We start from the raw sequence: 22,287 nt of genomic DNA, 5'->3' as shown, positions 1-22,287 counted from the left end.
TGCGCATCCGGCCATCATTAACGGGAAATCACTCCGCTTTCGGACACTGTACCTGCTTCACGGCTGCGGCGTAGCGTTCCGCATCATTGCGTTCCAGCGCCAGCGTCGCTTCCCGCACGCGCAGGCGATTCTCTTCCGTCGCCAGCACCAGATTGGCAAACTGATCGTCCGACACCGCGCCCGCCGGGGCGCAGTTTTTCTTCACGTCCTCAATCACCTGCCGCTTTTGCTGCTCGAACTTAAGTCCTTCCATCGGCGACTCGGCATACGCCGCGCCGGAAGCAGCCAGACAGGCCGCCAGAGAAAACAGCACCGGAATCATTTTCATACTCATATCCTTATCGGGAATACATTCCCTTTAACTATATGTGCAGCGGGCGATTCTGGACAATTTAGTGACGTTCTACCGGCGTACTGCGACGGCGGGAATCCAGCGAAATCAGGATAACCGAGGAGAGGATCAGCAGCGTGCCCAGCCAGTCCGGCAGAGTGAAGGTGATACCGAGCAGCAGCAGTGACAGGAACGCGCTGCTCAGCGGTTCGGCGCAGCTTAAAATACTGGCGCGCGGGCCGCCAATCATCTGCGCGCCTTTCAGGTACAGGCTGAAGGTCAGTGAGGTGCCAATTACCACCAGATAAAAGAACGCCAGCACCACGTTGCCGGAAAGCGTGAAGCTCTCGCCCTGGCCTGCATAGAACGGCAGCAGCACCGCGCCGCCGATGAGCATGCTCCAGCCGACAATCGGGAGCGTGCCGTAACGCGCAATCAGCTGTGACGGATAGGTGGTGTAGAACGCCGCCGTAAAGGCCGAGACAATCCCCCAGAACAGCGCGCCGCCGGAGATAGAAAGCGATGTGGGGTTACCGTGGGTGACCAGCAAAAACGTACCGATTAATGAGGTGCCGATGGCGGCAAAGACCAGCATGCCGGGGCGAGATTTACGCACCAGCGAGAACCACGCCACGATGATCGTCGGGGCCAGAAATTGCAGCACCGTCGCGGTGGCAGCGTTGGATTTCTCGATGGTCATCAGAAACGACAGTTGCACCGTCAGGGCGCCCACCAGGGTAAAGAACAGCAAACTGAGCGCGTCTTTGCGGTTTTTCATAATGCGAAAGATGCGGTCGCCGTGTACGAAAGAGAGCGTCAGCAGAATCAGCCCCGCAAACAGCAGGCGCGTCATGGTCAAAAACTGCGAGGACATCTGGCTTTGTTCCATGATGTACTGCGCGCATACCCCTGAACTTCCCCACAGCACGGCGGCGATAAGGACGTTCATCATCCCTCTTCTGGTGGAACCCATGTTGTTGTGATCTCTTTTGATTTTTATCAGACAGGAATCATAGCATGCGGAACCAGAAGCCCCCAGCACAGGCCGGAGGCGGGGGATTAACTGAGATCGACGTTTTTACTGCCGAATAGCCAGGTGAGCAGGAAACCGCAGAAGTAGGCTACTGCAAGGCCCGCGGCGTAAACCGCCATCCCGGCGTAGATACCGCTGTTGGAGGTCATTAACGGCAGCGCCACCAGGCCCGACGGGCCGAAAACGGTGTTCAGGCCGACGGGCAGGCCCATCCACGCCACCAGGCCGATAAAGAAGCCGCCGCACGCGCCGCCAAAACAGGCGGTGATAAACGGTTTCATGCGCGGCAGCGTGACACCGTAGATCAGCGGTTCGCCGACGCCCAACAGGCCGGGAATAATCGCCCCTTTAATCTGCGTGCGCAGCAGTGCGCCATGCTTCGCGCGGAAGTAGAGCGCCAGCGCCGCGCCAACCTGGCCCGCGCCTGCCATCGACAAAATGGTGAACAACGAGTTGAAGCCCTGTGCATCCATCAGCGCGAAGTAGACCGGCACGAACCCCTGATGCACGCCAAACATGACCGCCAACAGGAACAGCCCCGCCAGCACCGCAGAACCGAACGGGTTGCCGTTGAGATGCAGGAACAGCCAGGACATGCCGGTGAACAGGTAACCGCCGAGCGGCATAATCACGACAAAGGTGACCGCACCCATAATCAGCAGCGTAATGGCGGAGGTGAGGATCATATCGAGGTTGGCAGGCATGATGCTGCGTACTCGCCTTTCCACCCATGCGCCCAGAATCGCCGCGATCAGCACGCCGATGATGTTACCGCGCGGGTCGATATCGTGACCGAAGAACTGCGTGATGCCGGAATAAAACCCAACCGTTGCTTCCGGGTTATAGCCCAGCACAAACAGCGAGGCGATAATCGCGCCGTTCACGCCCGAACCGCCGAACGCCTTTTGCGTGTTGTAGCCAATAAGGATACTCAGGAAGGTGAACATCCCCTTGCTGAAGACCTTCATATAGCCGATCACTTCCACTAACGTGGCGTTAGGATGGGCGCTTTTCAGCACAAACATCTGTTCCGCCAGCGTGGCAAAGCCAAGCAGCAGGCCCACGGCAATAAACCCAGGGATTAACGGGGTAAAAATGGTGGCGAACTTCGCCAAAAACTTCTGGATTCCGCTGGTTTGTTTCTCTTTCAGCGCTTTTTTCTTTTCGCTGGCGACGTCAGCCAGTGAAGGTTCGACCGTGGGCGAATCTTCCAGCAGCGCGTTCATCATTTCGGCGGCTGTCTGCGCTTTGCCGGGGCCGAGGATTATCTGGAACTGCTCTTCGCTGACCACTACGCCCAGCACGCCTTCCACCTGGCGGATGTTGGCGATATCGGCCTGTTGTTCATTACGCAGGGTTAAGCGCAGTCGGGTCATACAGTTCCCGGCCTGAACGACGTTTCCGGCTCCCCCCACCAGGGAGAGGAGACGGGCTATCATCTCTTTATTTATTTTCGCCATTCAATCTGTCTCCAGGACGGTTTAGCCTTGCTGTAACGCCTTGCGGATATAGCCGTTGTTGTCCGCCAGCAGCGTGGTGGCGTCGTCAGCGCTGAGGTTTGCCAGCACCATCACGATGGCGGTTTTACAGTGGCGATGACAGGCGTTCAGCGCATTGACGGCGGTTTCGCGGTCACACTCGGTCGCTTCCATCACGATGGACACCTGACGCTCAATCAGCTTGGCGTTAGTGGCTTCCACATCGACCATCAGGTTGCTATAGACCTTGCCGCTGCGAATCATCGCGCCGGTGGTAATCATGTTCAGCACCAGTTTCTGCGCGGTGCCTGCTTTCAGGCGAGTTGAGCCGGTCACCACTTCCGGGCCGACAACCGGGGTAATGGCGATATCGGCCAGCTGCGCCATTTCACCGTGCGGGTTGCAGGTAATGGTTGCGACCAGAGCGCCCACGCTTTTGGCGTAGTTCATCGCGCCAATCACGTACGGCGTGCGCCCGCTGGCGGCGATACCGACCAGCACATCATTTGCCGAGAAATTCAGCGTTTTCAGGTCTTCCGCGCCCTGAGCGACGTTATCTTCCGAGTTCTCAACGGCGCTGAGAATCGCTTTATGGCCGCCAGCAATCAGGCCAACGACCTGTTCCGGGCGGGTGCCGAACGTCGGCGGGCACTCGCTGGCGTCAAGAATACCGAGGCGACCTGAAGTGCCTGCGCCGCTGTAAATCAGACGACCACCTTTCTGAAAGGCAGCCGCGACGGCGTCAACCAGTTGTGCAATTTGCGGCAGATAAGGCGTGATTGCGTGAGCAACCAGCTGATCTTCGCGGTTAATCACCGCCAGCATCTCTTCGGTGGAGAGGGTGTCAATATTGGTACTGTTGGCGTTGCGGCGCTCGGTCAGCAGTTTACTCAGGTCGATACTCATAGTGGCCTCGTCTTCGTCAGTGGCGGTCAGTATAAGGAATTTTTTATTCCTTTCGTGTGAAGAGTATCACGATTAAAGCCTGGCGAATAAGAGGAGGTGCAGATGGGTAGTGACTTACTGCGGTAATAAATTTGGAATATTTTATTACCGCAGTGAATTTTAGCGGGCTTTGCAGAGCGAGAAGAAGAGGGCGATGGCGTAGGAAATCGCCATGGCGAGACTCATTTTGAGCATGGTTTCGCCGCCTAACCCGGCCAGCGGCGCGGCGATGCCGCCGCACACGAACATCAGCGTACCCATCAGCGCGGATGCCGTACCAGACTGCTCGCTGCTGACCGCGCTCATCGCTTCAGAACCGGATACGGTGCTGATCCCGCTCATAAACGAGACGGTAAAGAACAGGCCAACCAGCGCCGGAATAGCAAGATGCAGCCAGGCCAGCAGCAGCGTGATGCCCGCGCAGGCGACCGCCAGCAGTAACCCGCGACGCAACAGCACTTCGGCGGCCACGCGGTGAGAAAGCTTCGAGAAAATCAGCGCGGCGATAATCAGGCCAATGCCGTTCAGGCCAAACAGCAGGCTGAACTGCATGGCGCTCATGCCGTACTCGCTCTGGATCACGAACGAGGATGAGCCGATGTATGAAAACAGCCCGGCCATCATAAAGGCCTGAATCAGGCAGTAGCGCAGGAAGCGGCGGTTTTTCAGCAGCGGCGTATTACGCGTTTGCTGGCTGGCGACGGCGCTTTTCGCGGGCAGCGTTTCGTGCAGCACCACCAGGCTTAACACCAACAAAAGCACGCCGATCCCCGCCATACACCAGAAAAGAGTGCGCCAGTCGAAAGCGGTGATGATATAGCCGCCAAGCACTGGCGAGAGCACAGGCGCAATACCGTTGACGGTCATCAGCAGGGCGAAAAATTGCGTCAGCATCGCGCCCTGATAGCGGTCACGGGCGATAGATCGCGACAGCACGGAACCGCCCGCGCCGGCGAAACCCTGTAAGAAACGCCAGCCAATCAGCAGGTGAATATCCTGGGTCATCGCACACATCGCGGAAGAGAAGATAAACAGCAGCAACGACAGCGCCAGCGGTTTTTTGCGGCCAATATGGTCGCTTAGCGGGCCGAAGAACAGCTGGCCGAGGCCGAGACCGATTAACGCGGCCGTTAAAGAAAGCTGCGTTTGCGTACCGGTCGCACGAAGCTGGTCGGTGATTTCCGGCAGCGCGGGAAGGTAAAAGTCAGTACAGAGTGGGCCGATGGCGGTCAGCAGGCCCAGCGTCAGCACCCATGAGGGGGCGATGCGCGGCATAGAAGCTCCTTTTTCAATAGCGATAATGAACAATGCGGCAAGTTGCGGCCCTGCCGGATGGCGGCGTAAACGCCTTATCCGGCCTACGGTTCGGTAATGTAGGCCCGGTAAGTGCAGCGCCACCGGGCATGTAGTGCGCCTTGCCGGATGGCGGCGTAAACGCCTTATCCTGCCTACGGTTCGATAATGTAGGCCCGGTAAGTGCAGCGCCACCGGGCATGTAGTGCGCCTTGCCGGATGGCGGCGTAAACGCCTTATCCGGCCTACGGTTCGGTAATGTAGGCCCGGTAAGTGCAGCGCCACCGGGCATGTAGTGCGCCTTGCCGGATGGCGGCGTAAACGCCTTATCCGGCCTACGGTTCGGTAATGTAGGCCCGGTAAGTGCAGCGCCACCGGGCATGTAGTGCGCCTTGCCGGATGGCGGCGTAAACGCCTTATCCGGCCTATGGTTCGGTAATGTAGGCCCGGTAAGCGCAGCGCCACCGGGCAAGTTAGGCACCCTGGACTATGCCGCCCCACCGCCCAGCGACTGCCACAACGTTATGCGGTTATCCAGCTCGGTCTGTTGCAGCGCAATCAACGACTGCTGCGCCGACCACAACGTACGCTGGGCGGTCAGCACCGTCAGGTAATCGCTGCTCCCGGCCTGGTAACGCTTCATCGCGATATCCAGCGTCTGCTGTTCAGCAGCGACATACTGGCGCTGGGCGTCCAGCTCTTCACTCAGCGTCTGGCGACGCGCCAGCGCATCGGCGACATCCTTAAACGCGCTCTGAATCGTTTTCTCATAGGTCGCAATCAGCCCTTTTTTCTCCGCTTCCGCATAGCGAAGCTGCGCCATATTGCTGCCACCGGTAAACAGCGGCAGGGTGATGGACGGCGCAAACGACCACACTTTCATACCATGACTGAACAGCGAAGAGAGTGAATCACTTCCCACTCCCGCGCTGGCGGTCAGGGAAATTGTCGGGAAGAAGTTCGCGCGCGCCGCGCCGATATTGGCGTTAGCACTCAGCAGGTTGTGCTCCGCTTCCTGAATATCCGGGCGGTTGAGCAGCACCGAGGAGGAGACGCCCGCCGGTACCAGCGTAATGGTGTTATCGCCTAAACTTTCCAGCGTGCCCGGCAGCAGTGAGTCGGGCACCGTTTGCCCGGCCAGCAGGTTGATGGCGTTTTTATCCTGCATCACCAGCGTCTGATAGCTGGCAACGCTGGCGCGCGCCTGCTGATACACGCTCATTGCCGAACTGACATCCGTCGCGGCGGCAGTGCCGACTTCCATCTGGCGTTTCACTATCTTCAGCGAATCCGCCGCGCTGTTCATCGTCTGCTGCGCCAGCGCCAGATTACTGTTATCGGCGGCAAGCGTTACCCACGCGGTGGTGAGTTCGGAAATCATCGTCAGACGCGTATTCTGCGCGGTGTATTCGCTGGCAAGCCAGGTTTCCCGCGCGGCGCGGGAAAGGCTCTGGTTGCGGCCAAACAGATCCAGCTCGAAGCTGGACACCGCGCCATCCGCCTGCGTAGACGTTGCCACGCCGTTCGCCAGCGTACGGCTACGGCTGCCGCTTAACTCGGCATCCACCGTCGGGAACAGCGAGGCGCGCGTTTCGCCATACTGAGCACGCGCGGCATCGATATCGGCAATCGCTTTTTGTACATCGCGGTTGCTGTTCAGTGCCATGCTCACCACTTTGTTCAGGCGGGCATCTTTCACTACCTGCTGCCAGTTACCGATCACCGCCGTCGCCTGGCCCTGCGCGCCCGGCAGCGTTGCCGGGACGGGCGCGTCGGGGCGTTGATAGTTTGGATCGAGTGACACACAGCCGACGCTCAGGAAGGCAATAAATAAAACAGAGAGACGAAACATAACTTACCCCTGACGGCGTTTACCGGCGAACAGGCTCTTCACCAGCACAAAGAATAATGGAACAAAGAAAATCGCCAGCAGCGTCGCGGTCAGCGTACCGCCTATAATCCCGGTACCGATGGCGATGCGGCTGTTCGCGCCTGCGCCTGTGGCAATTGCCAGCGGCGTTACCCCAGCGACAAACGCCAGCGAGGTCATGATGATCGGGCGTAAACGGGTCTGCGCCGCACGCAAGGCCGCACGAGAAAGCGAGTAGCCTTCGGCTACGGCGGCTTCGGCAAATTCAACAATCAGAATGGCGTTCTTCGATGACAAACCAATCGTGGTGAGCAGCGCCACCTGGAAGTAAACGTCGTTACTTAAGCCGCGCATCCATGCCGCCAGCGCCGCACCCAGCAGGCCGAGCGGGATAACCATGATGACCGAAATCGGCACCGACCAGCTCTCATACAGCGCCGCCAGGCACAGGAACACCACCAGAATGGAGATGGCGTACAGGCTTAGCGCCTGCCCACTCGCCAGTTTTTCCTGCAATGACAGCCCACTCCACGCCCAGGTAGAGCCTGCTGGCAGATTGTTGGCGAGCGTTTCCATGGTGGTCATCGCGGTACCCGAACTGGAACCGGTGGCGTTTTCACCCTGAATTTCATAGGCGGCTGCGCCGTTGTAACGCACCAGACTTTCCGGGCCGTATTCCCAGCGGGTGGTGGCGAAGGCGGAGAACGGCGTCATGCTGTCATCGCTGCCGCGCACAAACCATTTACTGAGATCCGACGGCGCCGAGCGGGAATCGCTATCGCCCTGGATATAGACCTTTTTCACGCGCCCACGGTCGATAAAGTCGTTCACGTAGGTGCCGCCCCAGGCGCTGGAAAGCGTCGAGGTGACATCGCTTAAAGACAGGCCCAGCGACACCGCTTTGTTGTTGTCGATATCCACCTGCAACTGCGGCGTTTGCGGCATATCGTTAGCGCGAACGGCGTGCAGCGTGGTGTCCTGGTTGGCTTTGCCAATCAGCTCATCGCGCATTTTCAGCAGTTCAGCACGATCGGTACCGCCGCTCGCCATCAGTTCGAAGGTAAAGCCGTTGCTCTGACCGAGACCATCGACCGACGGCGGCGTCATCGCGAACAGCGTTGCATCACGAATGGCACCGAGCTCTTTGGTGGCGCGCAGGGCAATCGCCTGAGCGGTATTTTCCGCACCCTTACGATCGGACCAGTTTTTCAGCGAAACGAAGGCCATCCCGGCGTTCTGCCCGCTGCCGCTGAAGCTAAAACCGTTCACGGTGAAGATTACGTTGGTGTTGTCTTTTTCGTTGTTGAGGAACCAGTCGGTGACCTGCTTACTCACTTCGGCGGTACGCGAGTTGGTCGCGCCCGCAGGCAGCGTGTACTGCACCATGATCTCGCCCTGGTCCTCAGTCGGCAGGAAGCTGCCGGGCAGTTTCCACATCGCCAGTGCCATACCGCCGCAGATCGCCAGATACACCACCATCACCAGCCCGGAGCGGCCCAGCGTGTTGAGCACTTTGTGTTTGTATTTGCGTTCGGTCGAGCCGTAGAAACGGTTAAACCCGCCGAAGAAGCCTTTTTTATGCGGCGGCGTGTGGCGCAAAATCGAGCCGCACAGCGCAGGCGTTAAGGTCAACGCCACCACCACTGAGAGCATCATCGCCGAAATAATGGTGACCGAGAACTGACGGTAAATCACCCCGGTCGAGCCGCCGAAGAAGGCCATTGGCAGGAATACCGCCGAGAGCACCAGCGCGATCGCAATCAGCGCCCCGGAGATTTCTCCCATCGATTTTTCCGTGGCTTCGCGGGCGGGAAGCCCTTCGTCGCGCATAATACGCTCGACGTTCTCCACTACCACGATGGCGTCATCCACCAGAAGCCCGATAGCGAGCACCATCGCAAACAGCGTTAAGGTGTTGATGGAGTAGCCGAACAGCGCCAGTACGCCAAAGGTACCGAGCAGCACAACGGGCACTGCCAGCGCCGGAATCAGCGTCGCGCGGATGTTTTGCAGGAACAGATACATCACGCAGACCACGAGGATAATCGCCTCGAACAGCGTCTGCACCACGTCTTCAACGGAAATCTTAATGAATTCGGTGCTGTCTTTCGGATACGCGACGTCATAGCCCTGCGGCATATTACGTTTGTATTCGTTAATTTTGTCCTTCACCAGCGTGGCGGTGCTCAGGGCGTTTGCGCCCGGTGCCAGCATCACCGCCATCCCGGCTGCCGGGTGACCGTTCAGTTTGGCGATAGCGGTGTAATCCTCACTGCCCATCTCCACGCGCGCCACGTCGCCGATGCGCACCACCGCGCCATTAGACTGGCTTTTGACGATGATATCTTTGAACTGAGCGACCGTTTGCAGACGCGACTGCGCGCGCACGGTGGCGGTCAGCTGTTGGGTATCTGGCGATGGCAACGCCCCGATTTTACCGGCGGAGACCTGCACGTTCTGCGCTTCAATCGCCGTCTGCACATCCGATGGCATCAGCGAGTAGGACGCCAGTTTCGCCGGGTCCATCCAGATGCGCATCGCGTATTCCGCACCGAACACTTGCAGGCTACCGACACCGTCGAGACGGGCCATCGGGTCCTGCATGTTACTCACCAGCCAGTCGGCGATATCCGAGCTGCTGGCTTTATCGGTTTTATCGTAAACGCCCATAATGAGCAGGAAGTTGCTCTGGGATTTCACCACCGTCACGCCGGCCTGCTGAACTTCGCTTGGCAGGCGCGATTCGGCCTGCTGCACTTTGTTCTGAACCTGCACCTGCGCGGTATCCGGGTCGGTACCTTGTTCGAAGGTCACGGTAATGCTCACCGAACCGTCAGAGCTGCTGGTGGAGGTGAAATAGAGCAGATTATCGAGCCCGGTAAGCTGCTGTTCGATAACCTGCGTTACGCTGTTTTCCAGCGTTTGTGCCGATGCCCCGGTATAGGTGGCAGAGATTTTAATCGACGGCGGCGCAACGTCCGGGTACTGCGCAACCGGCAGCGTTTTGATCGCCAGCATCCCGGCCAGCATGATCAGAATAGAGATAACCCAGGCAAAAACCGGGCGACGTACGAAGAAACGGGCAAACATCAGGCGTTTCCTCCGGTGGACTGCACTTCAACCGGCTTCACCTGTTGACCGACCACCACTTTTGCCGAGCCTTCAACAATCAGTTTATCGCCCGCCTTCAGGCCCGTTAACACCAGCCATTTGTCGCCGTAGGTGTCGCCGGTTTCCAGCTCACGCTGTTCCACTTTGTTATCCGCGCTGACCACCAGCGCCGTGGCGACGCCTTTCGCATCGCGCGTGACGCCCTGCTGTGGCGCGAGGATCGCATCGTTCATGATGCCTTCATCGACTTTGGCGCGCACAAACATCCCCGGCAGAAGCTGCTGTTTCGGGTTAGGGAACACGGCGCGCAGGGTGACGGAACCGGTCGATTCATCCACCGCCACTTCGGTGAGCGCCAGGCGGCCTTTCTCACTATAGGTTGAGCCATCTTCCAGAATCAGCGCCACGTTCATAGTGTCGCTGTTGGTGGCAAGGGACTGCTTGCGCAGGCGCAGCAGGTCGACGCTTGAGCGAGTGAGGTCAACGTACATGGTATCGAGGCCGCGAATGGTCGCCAGCGCGGTGGTCTGCTCGGCGGAAACCAGCGCGCCAGGCGTCACGGAAGAAATACCGATGCGCCCGGCAATCGGCGCGGTGATGGTGGTCCAGTTCAGGTTGATGCGCGCGCTTTCCAGCGCCGCTTTTTTCGACTCAACGCTGGCTTTGTCCTGCGCACAGGTTGATGCCGCGTCGTCTGCATCCTGACGTGATACGCCGTTCTCTTTCACCAGTTGCGCGTAACGCTGGGCTTTCGAACAATCGGCGGTGACCAGCGCCTGAGCCTGTTTCAGCGCGGCAGCGGCTTCGTTATAGGCCGCGCGGAAGCTGTCTGGCTCAATCTGATACAGCGCCTGCCCAGCTTTGACGTTGTCGCCTTCATTAAAAAGCCGTTTCTGGATAATGCCGGTGACCTGTGGACGCACTTCCGCGCTCATCGCCGCGGTTGTGCGCCCGGTCAGTTCGCTGACCACCGAAACGGGTTGGCTTTTTAATGTTACGACACCCACTTCCTGCTCCGGACGTTGGGGCGCTGATGTTTGCGCGTTATCGCATCCGCTCAGGAGAAATAATGCGGCAAGTGTGGTTATGATGTATTTCATCTTTATTCTCAAGGTGAATGACGTCCTCCCCGCAAATAGATTGCGAGGATTTAAGGGTGAACGAATCCGCATCGCCGGTCGCCCGGAAATGACAAAAAAGGGGGAATTAACTCCCCCGTTATTTACAGGATTAAATTACTTAGCAGTGATAAGCATATTTATAATTTCCTGATAGATTTTTTCTAACGCCTCGGGTGAGACTTTTTGCGGCGTTAAACGGCGGTAGATGGAGCCTTCCATCATGACCGCGATCACTTCCACACAGCAGCGCACGCGTTCCGGGCTGAGGTGAGGGTGTTCTTTTTGCAACATGGTGCAGGCGTTATTGAACATGCGTTCATCGGCCTCCGCCAGCCAGGCGGCCACCTGCGGGTTACGCGTGGCTTCCGCCGACATCTCGAGCATTAAGGCATCATCATCCTCGCTCAGGGTAAAGCGGCAGGCAAGCAGATGTGGCATCAGTTTTGTCTGGGTTTTGCCTTCCATCTCGGCGATGCGGTAGTCGATGATGCGGCGGATCATCTCTTCGATAATGGCGTCTTTATTGGCGAAGTAGCGGTAGATTTGCCCGACGCTGAGCTTCGCTTCCGCGGCGATTTGCGACATGCTGGCCGCGTGGAAACCACTGTTGCGAAAGCAGCGGCGTGCGGCGGCAATGATGTCGTCTTGTCGTGCTTTCTGTCGGGCTTCCAGTTTGCTGGTCATGCATTTCTCCGCGTTTTGAAACAGTGAGAACGATCGTTCTCATTTTGGCTCATTATACGTCGATGATGACCAATGGAAAGTATTTTTTGGCGCTGTTTTTTTTCTGTCTGTTTCGTACAAAAAATAATGGAGGAAAAAAGGAGATTTTGTGAAATTAACGAGGGCGGGAATAAAAATAATGGAGAAAATATGGGTTATGTAATTAAAAAAGTTATTATGAAGCGAATTTAATAATGTGCATTTTATTGCCGGATGGCGGCTTCGCCTTATCCGGCCTACGACGTTTGCTCATTGTAGGCCGGATAAGCGCAGCGCCATCCGGCGCTTACTACTCATGCCGCGTTTTCAACGGCGCTTCCTTCAGTAACCACGACAGCACAAACGCCAGCACCATAATGCATGCCGCCATAATAAAGGCCGCGTGAATGGCCGAGCCGAAGGCATCCAGATAATCCGTGCGCACCGCATCGGGCAGATGATGGATGGTGGTTGGATTCATATCGCGCGGCACCTCTGCGCCTTCCGGCAGCAGACGCGTCAGGTTTGATTGCAACACGGAGGTAAACACCGCGCCAAACAGCGCCACGCCGATGGAACCGCCAATCGAGCGGAACAGCGTCACGCCGGAGGTTGCCACGCCGTAGAGATTCGGCGCAACGGTGTTCTGCACCGCCAGCACCAGAACCTGCATCACCAGCCCTAATCCCATTCCCAGCACGCCGGTAAAGAGATAAAGATGCCAGGTTGGCGAGGTGATCGTAATTCGCGTCAGCAGCACCATGCCCACCGTGCCCAGCAGCGTGCCGAGAATCGGGAACAGGCGATACTTCCCGGTGCGGCTGATAATCCGCCCGCTGATGATTGAGGTCAGCAGCAGCCCGCCCATCAGCGGAATCAACTGCAAGCCCGCCTGCGTCGGCGTCGCCTCTTTGACCACCTGCAAATAGAGCGGCAGGAACGTCACCGAACCAAATAGCGACATACCGATGATAAAGCCAATCATGCTGCACAGCAGAAAGCTACGGTTGCGGAACAGCGATAGAGGAATAATAGGCTCCCACGCCAGCCGTTCTTCATAGATAAACCCGGCAATGCCCACCAGGCCAAAGGCGAGAATGCACCACAGCTGCGGGTCGCTCCATGGGCGAACGGTGCCGCCTTCGGTGGTGAACAGAATGATGCATACCAGCGCCATGGTCAGATAAATCGCACCAAGCCAGTCTATCTCATGCTGGTTACGTTTGGTGTTGGCATGGAAGACCGCGCCGATCACCAAAAGGGCGAACAGCCCCAACGGAATGTTGATATAGAAAATCCAGCGCCATGACGCGTGCTGAACGATAAAGCCGCCAATCAGCGGGCCAATCACCGTCGCCAGGCCGAACACGCCGCCAAACAACCCCTGATAGCGGCCACGCTCAGCAGGCGGAATGACATCCGCTACCGCCGCCATGCTGATCACCATCAGCCCGCCGCCGCCGAGCCCTTGCAGGGCGCGCATCAGCACCAGCTGCGTCATGTTCTGCGCGACTCCGCACAGGGCAGAGCCTAACAAAAACAGCACGATAGCGATTTGCAAAACCCGCTTACGGCCAAACAGATCGCCGAATTTCCCGTACAATGGCACCACGATTGTGGAGGTCAGAATATACGCCGTGACGACCCAGGAGAGCTTATCCAGCCCGCCCAGTTCGCCAACAATGGTTGGCAGCGCGGTCGAGACAATGGTCTGATCGAGCGCAGAGAGCAGCATCACCAGCAGTAAGGCGCTGAACAGCAGGCGAATGGAAGGTGCGCCTGCTTGTGATGACGATTGCTTTTGAGTCACCGTATCCGACTCCATAATGGGCTCACTTGAAATTAATTAACTGTATAATTAATATTTATGGAAGATGCTCCACCGGTCAAGAGATCACCTATTTATGACGGCACAAAAAGACAACGGAAAAAGCTTAAAAGCACGCAAGCCGGGTCGCCCACGTGGCGGTAAACCGAGCGGCGATAACCGCGAGCATCTGCTCGATATCGCGCTGCGGCTCTTTTCGCAGCAGGGCATCGGCCATACCTCACTGAACGCGATTGCCCGCGAGGCAGGCGTGACGCCCGCCATGCTGCATTACTATTTCAACTCGCGCGAACAGCTTCTGGACGTGGTGATTGAAGAACGTTTCTTACCGTTGAGAAGTGAGATCACAGCGATTTTTGCCGCGCATCCAGAAGATCCGGTTACCGCGCTGACCGAGATGGTCAAAACGCTGGCGGAACTTGCCGCGCGCTATAAGTGGTTTGCGCCATTATGGATGCAGGAGGTGATTGGCGAAATGCCGGTGCTGCGCCAGCATCTTAACGTGCGTTTTGGCGAGGATCGCTATCAGCAAACGCTGGCCTCCGTGAAACGCTGGCAGCAGGAAGGGAAAATAAACCCACATTTGACGGCGGAATTACTGTTTACGTCTTTATTAAGTCTGGTGTTAGTGCCATTTTCCCGAATGCGTAACGATGAAAGACTCGCTTCGTTGACGACAGAAATAATCATTAGCAATGCATTGGCATTAATGCGTCAGGGAATAAATAATTAAGCGATTATTCTTTGATTCTTATTAATAGTGGTATTTTTACAGCGACTTAATTAATAGCTGTAAATCACTACTTCCCGCATCGGGCGAGCACCACGCGGTGTGATGTCTCTGACCGTAGAGACGACAGGAACCTCGCCCTCTGCGGCGCAGCGCTGCGCCTGCATGCGGTAAATCGCATCGTCAACGCACTTGCTCGTTGACGCGGCAGAGGCCCCATAAATCTCACCGGAAAAATGCACGTTGCTACCCGCATGTGCCGGGGTAATTAACGCTGAAAAAAGGAATGAAGCTGCAAGCAGCATGACGCCAGATAAGTTTTTCATTTGTTTATTACGCATTATTGAAAAGAGCGCGAATAATATGCCTATTCTTTAAAGTTACAATATTGCGGGTTATTTTCTTTAATTACATAACCTGGCAATGTGAATAAAACGCATACAGAACATACCTTTGCGCTGGTGAAAGGTAATCTAGTGGCTTTATGAACAAAATCGCAATAGTCTATTGCCGAAATGACCGTTTATCCCGCCTGCTCCCCGCCGTATTCTTGTCGCCATCGAGTTGCCGAACGCAACGTTATGCCGAATACAGGATACCCATTATGAAAACCCTCACTCAGATTGCAGCTGCTTCTCTTCTCTCCGTTATGGCTTTTGGCGCATCCGCGCAAAGCGTAACGGCAACCGCCTCTACCCTCGATTCTGCTGAAGCGGTGATTGCACAGAAAGCGAAAGAGATGAATGCCTCTCAGTACAAAATCACCAGCGCCCACATGGGCAACCGCGTCACCATGAGCGCTGAACTCTACAAATAAGCGTGCGGCGAGACGGTTTTCCAAAAAACATGAGAACCGCCTGTTTATTACCCTCACCAGGAGATGATGATGTTATTTGAAAACTATGCACTGAATGCCGTCGCGCTGAAAAACCGCATTGTGATGCCACCGATGACCCGCTCACGTGCCGGAGCGGGCGATGTCGCCACCGATATGATGGCGGAATATTACGCACAGCGCGCCAGCGCCGGGCTTATCATTAGCGAAGGTACGCAGATCAGCCAGCAGGGCCAGGGCTATGCCTGGACGCCGGGAATGTACACCGAATCACAGATTGCAGGCTGGAAAAAAGTCACCGATGCCGTGCATCAGGCGGGCGGTAAAATCTTTGCGCAGCTGTGGCACGTTGGCCGCGTTTCGCATACCACGCTTCAGCCGGGCAACGCCGCACCGGTTTCCTCTTCTGCTATTCAGGCCGAAGGCGTGAAGGTGTTTGTGGATGTAAAAGGCTGCGGCCCGGAGAGCGGTGTGGGCGAGATGCTGCAACATACGATGCCGCGTGCGCTAACTACTGAAGAGATCCCCGCTATCGTCAATGACTATGCGCAGGCTGCGCGTAACGCGATTGCCGCGGGTTTCGATGGTATCGAACTGCATGGCGCGAACGGTTACCTCATCAACCAGTTTATTGATTCGCAGGCTAACCTGCGCGATGACCAATACGGCGGCGCACTGCAAAACCGCCTGCGCTTTATGAAAGAGGTGGTTACTGCCGTGTCGAACGCGATTGGCAAAGAACGCGTCGGTATTCGCCTTGCGCCATTGACCACCCTGATGGGTTCCCGCGACGATACGCCGGAAGCGACCTATCTGGCGGCGGCCAGCGTGCTGAACGATCTCGGTATTGCCTATATTCATATTGCCGAAGCGGACTGGGAAGATGCGCCGGTGATGCCAGCGGCCTTTAAAGAAGCGCTGCGTCTGATTTTCCACGGTACGCTGATTTACTCCGGGAAATACACCAAAGCGCGTGCGGAAGAGGCGCTGCAAAATGGCTGGGCGGATTTGATTGGTTTTGGTCGCCCATTTATCGCCAACCCGGATTTGCCGTATCGTTTACAGAACGATCTGCCCCTGAATCAGCCAGTGAAAGAGCAGTTCTTTGGCGGCGGGAAAGCGGGATATATCGATTATCCGCAAGCGAAATAACACAGGCTGCCGGGTCTCGCATTGCGCGGGCCCGGCAAAACGCGTTACCAGAACTTAACGGCCAGGCTCAGAATAAAGACAAAGCCGACAATGGCAACCGCCCAGCAAAACGCCAACATATGGGCTTCATGTTTTTGTTGTTTTAATACTGCTTCGTTTTCCATTTTTCTTTTCCTTGCTCACATCGTGTAGGGGCAGAGGCGCCCCATATTACCGTGGGACGTTAATCCCTCCCGGTACTCCGTGCGTCAGAACCACCTGCCAGAGTTGAATATTTCTGGCCCTGAAGGCACCGGCGCAGGCTTTCAGGTAGTAGGTGAACATCCGTTTAAAACGTGCTGAATAGACATCTTCTAATTGGCCCCATGAATCCTGGAATCGCTGTTCCCAGGCCATCAGGGTTTTATCGTAGTCCGAGCCAAAATTGTGCAGGTCTTCAATTACAAAGAAGGGCTCACAGGCGGAAGAGAGCTGCGATACCGACGGCAGGCAACCGTTGGGGAAGATGTATTTATCGATCCATGCGTCGACGTTGAGGTCGCTTTGATTGGAACCGATGGTGTGCAGCAGGAATATGCCGTCCTCCGCCAGGTTTTTATTGGCCACGGTGAAGTAGGTTTTGTAGTTTTTCGGCCCGACATGTTCAAACATCCCCACCGAGACAATGCGGTCAAATTTGCTGTCGAGATCGCGATAGTCCTGCAACAGGATCTCCACATCCAGCCCGGCGCAGCGCTGCTGTGCGAGCTTTTGCTGTTCAGCAGAGATGGTGACGCCGGTGACCTTCACGCCGTAGTTTTCCGCCGCATAAGCCGCCAGCCCGCCCCAGCCGCAGCCGATATCCAGCAGCGTCATGCCTTTTTGCAGATTGAGTTTGCGGCAGATAAGCTCCAGCTTGTTTTGCTGTGCTTCAAGCAGATTGCTGGCGTCGCGCCAGTAGCCGCAGGAGTACTGCATGTACGGGTCGAGCATCAGCGTGAAGAGGTCGTTACCGAGGTCGTAGTGTTCTTTCCCGACAATCCACGCCCGTTTTTTTGATTGCAGGTTGATTATCTTCGCGCTCACCACGTGCATTAAATCTTTCAGGTTGTGCTTAATCTGCGATTCAATATCGATTTTCAGCAGGCGAGAGATAAACTCATCGAGCTGTTCGCACTCCCACCAACCATCCATATAGCTCTCGCCCAGGCCGAGAGAGCCTTGCTGAAGAACGCGTTTGTAGAAGTGTTTGTTTTTGACCTGAATGTCGAAAGGCCGTTTGCCGTTGATTTCAATGTCTGCGCGTTGCAGTAAGTCACGGCAGATGCGATACCACTGATTGCCGCCATCGGGCATGATTAGTTTTTTGTTCATCGTTTGTGCGCCTGAGCGATAATCTATTTGTCATACAAATGTGCTAAGGGAAGGTTATACCTATGATGAATATTCGTAAAGTGAATCTCATCAATGGAAGGGATGCGGAAATGGAATATAGAAAGAAGCCGGATGCTGGGGGAAAGTAGGCCGGATAAGGCGTTTACGCCGCCATCCGGCAGGGTGCGCAACATGCCCGGTGGCGCTGCGCTTACCGGGCCTACATCACCGAATGTGTAGGCCGGATAAGCGAAGCGCATCCGGCGTAACGTCAGAAATCGTACTGCAAGGTTAAACGGTTCTGCCAGAAGTCTTTCTCATACAGCGGTGAAGTCTGCACGCCGACAAAATCGCTCAGGCTCAGGCCTTTCAGTGCACCCTGGAAGTTCCAGATAAAGTAAACCAGGTACTCGGACTGGCGCAGGCTGCCGGTATTCACCGTCGGCGTCAGGTCCATCCACGAATAGCGTGCGCCCAGCGTCAGGTTCTCGTTAGCGTTCCAGTTCACGTTAGTGGCATATGCATCGCCGCTGCCCAGATCCTGGGTACTGGTGAAGTACGGCTGCGCGAAATACGGGCCCGATGAACTGTTATGCGCGTATGGCGTTACCAGTGAACCATAGCCGTAGCTATTGCCGCTGGAGGCGATATGGTCATAACCCGCCGCCCAGGAGAACGCTGGCGTGAAGTTCAGCGACAGTTGCGCGCCGTAAGAGCGGTTATCCACTTCGCCCGCCAGCGCTTTACCTTCGCTGGTGCCGCGAATGTATTGCAGCGCCACATCCGGCGTGAACAGCGCCTGCTGCCACTGGAGATGACCTTCGGTATAGAAGATGTTGGAGAAATCCGCGTAGCTTTCGTACCACATCTGGCCGGTCAGTTTTTTGTCATCCCACATCATGTGGCGACCCGCGCCAACGGCCCACATGCCATCGGTCTCTTCGGTGACTTCGGTATACGCGGTGGTGCGTTTCACCTGATCGCTGCCCCAGCCTTTATAACGCCAGATTTTGGTCGCACGCAGGAAGTCGTCGCCGCTGCCGTACTGCATATCCAGGGCCTGATAAAGGATCGGAGTAATACGCCAGTCGTAGTCGCCGACAAATGGCAGGTCCAGACGCTGGTTGCCGCCGGTGATGCGGAAATCGCCATAGCGCCAGTTGAGATACGCTTCGCCAATATTGGTCTGGTTTTCGCCGATGTCGCTTATCACGCGCTCTTCCGGCGGATGGTTAATACCGCGCAGGAACAGGCCGCTGACGCCCACGTTGAAGCCGTACATCGGCGCGGTTTCGTACTTCAGAAAACCGCCGTAGCTGATAGTGTCCTGGTTAAAACCTTTGGCGAAATAGGCGTTGTGGGTGGTGTAGTAAAGAGATCGAACGCTGCCGCTAACTTTACCGCAACTGAATACATCGCTCAGGCTGCTGACGTTACCGTCAGCGTCAAAACATTCGCTGTCGGACTTAAAGGAGAGAGCCGCTTCTGCGCTGGCGGGAAGCGCCAGGGCTGCAAGCGTGACCAGGGCGGTGAGACCACCGGTTAATCGTGATGGTTTAACTGCTCCTGCTGCCCGACACATCTTCATGCTAATACCTTGTAAACAGAGATAAAAAAAGAAAAAAGTGTGCGAGCGCCGCCGCCACATTGCCGCGCTTCTCGCGGGTGGAGAGACCCCTGATAGACGCACAAAATGTATGGGCGGTTTCGCACAGGGCTGCGATTATCTTCATCAGAAGGGGTGTGATCCAGATCTAAACGCAAACGTTTGCTTTCTTTTTCCAGGCATTGATGCTGAATCAATGATTCAAACTGAATTAATCATAATGCTAATTATTAATTGGCAGGGTATTGCACTGCATATTGATTGGGTGAATGGAAGATAGTACTTATTTTGCTGTTTTGCTTAAACCGCACCGATTGGATAGTTTTCAGGCGCTTCCCGCGCGTAAACGCGCGGGAAATCGGTCATCAAAAATAGTAGCCGATATTGACGTTGGTGCGGAAATACCATTTTCCGCTGCCTTCCGACTGCGTGCTGGTCCAGCCCGTGGCGTTAAGCGCGCCGCCCCATGGGTTAACGTTTTTCGCCCAGCTAAGGTCGACCCAGAACATGACGGGTAGCGCGAAGACCTGCACGCCGACGGTGTTCATCTGGGAATCGCTCCAGTCGCTTTTGTCTTTCCATAACACGCTGTAATCGTTATAGAACCGCAGCTTTGATACCGCGCCCCATTTGACGTCCACATCGCGAGCCACGTTGAGCGACGCGGTAGTGGCTTTTGCCGGGATTAAATACGACGGCGTCAGGCCGTTGCCGCCCATCAGAATGGTATCGTCGCTTACGCCCGCCGGATTTTTCGGATCGTACTGGTAACGGATCACCTGCGAGGAGAGCTGCCACGGCCCGTTTTGTACGGTTCCGTGCAGGCCTGCCGCCCAGAAAGTGCCGTCATCGTCGGTCTCGCGATTGTGCAATCGCGCCAGCGCCAGCGAGCCGCCCAGCTCATTATTCCATCCCCCGCCGTGGAATGTCCGTGCCAGCCGTACGTTCACCTGATCGCGTTTCTCATTACGCTGTTGATGTTGGCTGGGGTAGTTCGTGTTTTTTAAGCGATCGTAATCTCCGACATCTGGCGCATAGCGCAGGTTCTCAGGCTCCATCCACGGGAAATAAGCCACATCCAGCGACCAGTTATTATCGTGATATTGATAATTTATCCCGCTTCCGGCATTGACACCGAAGCCTAAATAAAAGGGAATGCCGTATGACCAGCCAAATTGTGGATACGGCTCCAGGCCAAAAGGTTTACCGGGAATACCGAGCTGTACACTATTATTCTGATCAAATCGATACCCCACATAGGCGCGGTCAACCGCATATTTATGGTGATCCTGGAACCAGAATCCGGCATCAAAGAAATAGTTATTATAAAAACCGCTGCTGTCGATACGGAATGTATCAAAACGCAGATGTGGCGGATTGCGATAATTACTGCCTTTCCAGTCTTCATAGCGATAATTTGCCCGCAACGCCCCGCCAATATCCAGCCCGGCGCTGCTGTCCGCGCTGCGCCAGCCGATGTGCGGGAAGGGCTTGCCGCCTTCCGCCAGCGCGGGTGCGGCGGTACATGCGCCCAGCAGCAGCGCGAGAAATTGTTTACGCATAGCTCACCTCTCATTTCATATTCAATACGCAATAGCTCGCCGCCGCGGATAAAATCAGCGAGAATTAATTGATGTCGTTTCGCCAGTGAAACGAATATTATTTTTTATGAGTTTGTTTCAAATATGAAACTAAGTTTATTATTTGATATAAAGAAAATCGCACGTGAAAGGTAGGCCGTCAAGGCATAAAACTTGAGCTATAACGCAATATTATTAAATGATTGAATGTCGATTGGTATTTTTTAGAGGAGGGGATGGTATGTCTCAAATATGAAACAAAAGAGTTTATCGGCGGCTAAGTAGAGCCCTATCCGCCATGTAATGACTAGATAAGCAGGCTATTCCCAAGGATGATGATGAGCACAAAGAGTGTCCAGTTAAGCCGCTTAAACAGCATACGTCTTCCTTTCTGCTTTTTAAAAGCCGATATAATGATGGCAACGAGGAGAGGGAATATAAATGAACCAAAAATAACGTAGGTTAAGTATTCACTTTGGGTTCCTGCATCAGGATAAGGCTTTAACAGAATATAATCACCTTTGAGTACATTAATAAAAAATAGAATCGCGAACAATGGTACTGATAAAACGTAACACATACTTAATCCTTAATAGCCTTTGCAGACTGCATAATTCCCATGATTTCATCATAATACTCATCAGCATATTTCTGATCGATAACCGCCGCCACCTGGATAAAATGGGTATTATCCAGCAGCGTCATCAAAATAGACCGTTTTTCATCGCCATCATCGGTTGTGGCGATATAGTCCTGATAGGCGCACCGAAAGCCGTCAACCTGACAGGGATAAAGCGTAAACGCATCTGCCTGATAGCCACTCTTGTAGTGAATCTGCTGTGACGTGAGTAATTCATCAAAGTTATGAACGTTACTGGAATCCTGAGTGCTGGACATCACTGAAATCCCGGCATGGACGTTTTTCATCACTACCGTCATACGGTAGCCATGAGGCGTGGTCACCACCGTTTTCCACTCGTTACTCGGGAACGTCAGCGTGATGGGCGCATTCGGTGCGGTGTACTCCCAGCTAAAGAATTGCCAGAAGTGTGTGGCGCAGCTGAACAGAAATATTATCCCCATCACCCAGCTTGTCCCGGCAATAATTTGCTGCTGCGCCGTCTTACGAAATATTACGCAAAACGCGGCGGCCACAAGGCAAGCGGTACCCAACGGATAAAAAAAGACGAGATTCACATAGGAGATAATATTACCAGCGTCGTCCGTGATCAGATTTTTCCATTGCAGATGCTTGATAATAATAACTGAAATATATAAAACACCTAAAACTATAAATCGCATATATACATCCGTGTATA

Annotated in this window: 18 protein-coding genes and 1 pseudogene; 3 read left to right on the top strand and 16 right to left on the bottom strand. The window is 55.3% G+C overall.

All coding sequences use genetic code 11. From position 1 onward, the window contains the following. Positions 1-28: 28 nt before the first annotated feature. From G163CM_RS17580 to G163CM_RS17535, 11 genes and pseudogenes are all read right to left on the bottom strand, one after another. Entirely contained in the window at positions 29-328 is a 300-nt protein-coding gene (locus G163CM_RS17580; protein ID WP_015343961.1) for a YicS family protein, read from the bottom strand. Positions 329-392: 64 nt separating this feature from the next. After that, positions 393-1,304 carry a carboxylate/amino acid/amine transporter gene (locus tag G163CM_RS17575; RefSeq protein ID WP_041686136.1) on the bottom strand — a complete coding sequence of 304 codons (912 nt, stop codon included), beginning with the start codon at positions 1,302-1,304 and terminating at the stop codon, positions 393-395. Positions 1,305-1,390: 86 nt separating this feature from the next. Next, a complete protein-coding gene (murP, locus tag G163CM_RS17570; protein WP_231825780.1) occupies positions 1,391-2,824 on the bottom strand; it encodes a PTS N-acetylmuramic acid transporter subunit IIBC in 1,434 nt (477 codons plus the stop codon). A 21-nt stretch (positions 2,825-2,845) separates the two neighbouring features. After that, the gene (gene murQ / locus G163CM_RS17565; RefSeq protein ID WP_231825779.1) at positions 2,846-3,748 is read right to left on the bottom strand and encodes an N-acetylmuramic acid 6-phosphate etherase; all 903 of its coding nucleotides are present in this window, start codon (positions 3,746-3,748) and stop codon (positions 2,846-2,848) included. A 159-nt stretch (positions 3,749-3,907) separates the two neighbouring features. Then, on the bottom strand, positions 3,908-5,062 hold the full coding sequence (locus tag G163CM_RS17560; protein WP_231825778.1) for a multidrug effflux MFS transporter: 1,155 nt from the start codon (positions 5,060-5,062) through the stop codon (positions 3,908-3,910). A gap of 409 nt (positions 5,063-5,471) precedes the next feature. Then, positions 5,472-5,552: pseudogene (locus tag G163CM_RS23580) on the bottom strand (hypothetical protein); the annotation flags it as partial. Positions 5,553-5,567: 15 nt separating this feature from the next. After that, entirely contained in the window at positions 5,568-6,932 is a 1,365-nt protein-coding gene (locus tag G163CM_RS17555) for an efflux transporter outer membrane subunit (RefSeq protein ID WP_231825777.1), read from the bottom strand. A gap of 3 nt (positions 6,933-6,935) precedes the next feature. Beyond that, positions 6,936-10,040, bottom strand: coding sequence for an efflux RND transporter permease subunit (locus tag G163CM_RS17550; RefSeq protein ID WP_231825776.1), 3,105 nt, complete (start codon positions 10,038-10,040; stop codon positions 6,936-6,938). Beyond that, on the bottom strand, positions 10,040-11,161 hold the full coding sequence (locus tag G163CM_RS17545) for an efflux RND transporter periplasmic adaptor subunit (RefSeq protein WP_015343968.1): 1,122 nt from the start codon (positions 11,159-11,161) through the stop codon (positions 10,040-10,042). The genes G163CM_RS17550 and G163CM_RS17545 overlap by 1 nt, the downstream gene beginning before the upstream one ends. 135 nt (positions 11,162-11,296) lie before the next feature. Next, on the bottom strand, positions 11,297-11,866 hold the full coding sequence (locus G163CM_RS17540; RefSeq protein WP_015343969.1) for a TetR/AcrR family transcriptional regulator: 570 nt from the start codon (positions 11,864-11,866) through the stop codon (positions 11,297-11,299). A gap of 328 nt (positions 11,867-12,194) precedes the next feature. Further along, positions 12,195-13,709, bottom strand: coding sequence for an MDR family MFS transporter (locus tag G163CM_RS17535; protein WP_231825775.1), 1,515 nt, complete (start codon positions 13,707-13,709; stop codon positions 12,195-12,197). A gap of 79 nt (positions 13,710-13,788) precedes the next feature. On the opposite strand from G163CM_RS17535, the gene G163CM_RS17530 reads away from it, so the two are divergent. Beyond that, the gene (locus G163CM_RS17530) at positions 13,789-14,445 is read left to right on the top strand and encodes a TetR/AcrR family transcriptional regulator (protein WP_231825774.1); all 657 of its coding nucleotides are present in this window, start codon (positions 13,789-13,791) and stop codon (positions 14,443-14,445) included. A gap of 50 nt (positions 14,446-14,495) precedes the next feature. On the opposite strand, the gene G163CM_RS17525 is transcribed toward G163CM_RS17530, so the two are convergent. Further along, complete coding sequence (locus tag G163CM_RS17525) at positions 14,496-14,768, bottom strand: hypothetical protein (protein ID WP_231825773.1); 273 nt, start codon at positions 14,766-14,768, stop codon at positions 14,496-14,498. A gap of 278 nt (positions 14,769-15,046) precedes the next feature. Between G163CM_RS17525 and G163CM_RS17520 the strand changes: the two genes are divergently transcribed. Both G163CM_RS17520 and G163CM_RS17515 read left to right on the top strand, forming a co-directional pair. Then, a complete protein-coding gene (locus G163CM_RS17520) occupies positions 15,047-15,259 on the top strand; it encodes a YdgH/BhsA/McbA family protein (RefSeq protein ID WP_015343973.1) in 213 nt (70 codons plus the stop codon). Between the two features lie 69 nt (positions 15,260-15,328). Further along, on the top strand, positions 15,329-16,429 hold the full coding sequence (locus G163CM_RS17515) for an alkene reductase (protein WP_231828393.1): 1,101 nt from the start codon (positions 15,329-15,331) through the stop codon (positions 16,427-16,429). Positions 16,430-16,639: 210 nt separating this feature from the next. On the opposite strand, the gene cfa is transcribed toward G163CM_RS17515, so the two are convergent. The 4 genes from cfa to G163CM_RS17495 form a co-directional block, all read right to left on the bottom strand. Further along, positions 16,640-17,782: a cyclopropane fatty acyl phospholipid synthase gene (gene cfa / locus G163CM_RS17510; protein ID WP_015343976.1), complete on the bottom strand. Its 1,143-nt coding sequence runs from the start codon at positions 17,780-17,782 to the stop codon at positions 16,640-16,642. Positions 17,783-18,053: 271 nt separating this feature from the next. Then, a complete protein-coding gene (locus G163CM_RS17505) occupies positions 18,054-19,370 on the bottom strand; it encodes an OprD family outer membrane porin (RefSeq protein ID WP_231825772.1) in 1,317 nt (438 codons plus the stop codon). A 383-nt stretch (positions 19,371-19,753) separates the two neighbouring features. After that, positions 19,754-20,950, bottom strand: a complete 1,197-nt coding sequence (locus tag G163CM_RS17500; protein ID WP_231825771.1) for a hypothetical protein — start codon at positions 20,948-20,950, stop codon at positions 19,754-19,756. A gap of 600 nt (positions 20,951-21,550) precedes the next feature. Continuing rightward, positions 21,551-22,270 (bottom strand): hypothetical protein, encoded by a 720-nt coding sequence (locus G163CM_RS17495; RefSeq protein ID WP_231825770.1) that lies wholly within the window; start codon positions 22,268-22,270, stop codon positions 21,551-21,553. Positions 22,271-22,287 lie beyond the last annotated feature (17 nt).

Source organism: Pseudocitrobacter corydidari, assembly GCF_021172065.1.
Classification (GTDB): domain Bacteria; phylum Pseudomonadota; class Gammaproteobacteria; order Enterobacterales; family Enterobacteriaceae; genus Pseudocitrobacter; species Pseudocitrobacter corydidari.
The sequence above is the reverse complement of the archived record's forward strand: the minus strand, read 5'-3'. Positions and strand labels throughout refer to the sequence as shown.

Bases quoted from the DNA above. Each gene is read 5' to 3' on its own strand.
- G163CM_RS17580 (WP_015343961.1), bottom strand. From the start codon at position 328: ATGAAAATGATTCCGGTGCTGTTTTCTCTGGCGGCCTGTCTGGCTGCT.
- G163CM_RS17575 (WP_041686136.1), bottom strand. From the start codon at position 1,304: ATGGGTTCCACCAGAAGAGGGATGATGAACGTCCTTATCGCCGCCGTG.
- murP (WP_231825780.1), bottom strand. From the start codon at position 2,824: ATGGCGAAAATAAATAAAGAGATGATAGCCCGTCTCCTCTCCCTGGTG.
- murQ (WP_231825779.1), bottom strand. From the start codon at position 3,748: ATGAGTATCGACCTGAGTAAACTGCTGACCGAGCGCCGCAACGCCAAC.
- G163CM_RS17560 (WP_231825778.1), bottom strand. From the start codon at position 5,062: ATGCCGCGCATCGCCCCCTCATGGGTGCTGACGCTGGGCCTGCTGACC.
- G163CM_RS17555 (WP_231825777.1), bottom strand. From the start codon at position 6,932: ATGTTTCGTCTCTCTGTTTTATTTATTGCCTTCCTGAGCGTCGGCTGT.
- G163CM_RS17550 (WP_231825776.1), bottom strand. From the start codon at position 10,040: ATGTTTGCCCGTTTCTTCGTACGTCGCCCGGTTTTTGCCTGGGTTATC.
- G163CM_RS17545 (WP_015343968.1), bottom strand. From the start codon at position 11,161: ATGAAATACATCATAACCACACTTGCCGCATTATTTCTCCTGAGCGGA.
- G163CM_RS17540 (WP_015343969.1), bottom strand. From the start codon at position 11,866: ATGACCAGCAAACTGGAAGCCCGACAGAAAGCACGACAAGACGACATC.
- G163CM_RS17535 (WP_231825775.1), bottom strand. From the start codon at position 13,709: ATGGAGTCGGATACGGTGACTCAAAAGCAATCGTCATCACAAGCAGGC.
- G163CM_RS17530 (WP_231825774.1), top strand. From the start codon at position 13,789: ATGACGGCACAAAAAGACAACGGAAAAAGCTTAAAAGCACGCAAGCCG.
- G163CM_RS17525 (WP_231825773.1), bottom strand. From the start codon at position 14,768: ATGAAAAACTTATCTGGCGTCATGCTGCTTGCAGCTTCATTCCTTTTT.
- G163CM_RS17520 (WP_015343973.1), top strand. From the start codon at position 15,047: ATGAAAACCCTCACTCAGATTGCAGCTGCTTCTCTTCTCTCCGTTATG.
- G163CM_RS17515 (WP_231828393.1), top strand. From the start codon at position 15,329: ATGTTATTTGAAAACTATGCACTGAATGCCGTCGCGCTGAAAAACCGC.
- cfa (WP_015343976.1), bottom strand. From the start codon at position 17,782: ATGAACAAAAAACTAATCATGCCCGATGGCGGCAATCAGTGGTATCGC.
- G163CM_RS17505 (WP_231825772.1), bottom strand. From the start codon at position 19,370: ATGAAGATGTGTCGGGCAGCAGGAGCAGTTAAACCATCACGATTAACC.
- G163CM_RS17500 (WP_231825771.1), bottom strand. From the start codon at position 20,950: ATGCGTAAACAATTTCTCGCGCTGCTGCTGGGCGCATGTACCGCCGCA.
- G163CM_RS17495 (WP_231825770.1), bottom strand. From the start codon at position 22,270: ATGCGATTTATAGTTTTAGGTGTTTTATATATTTCAGTTATTATTATC.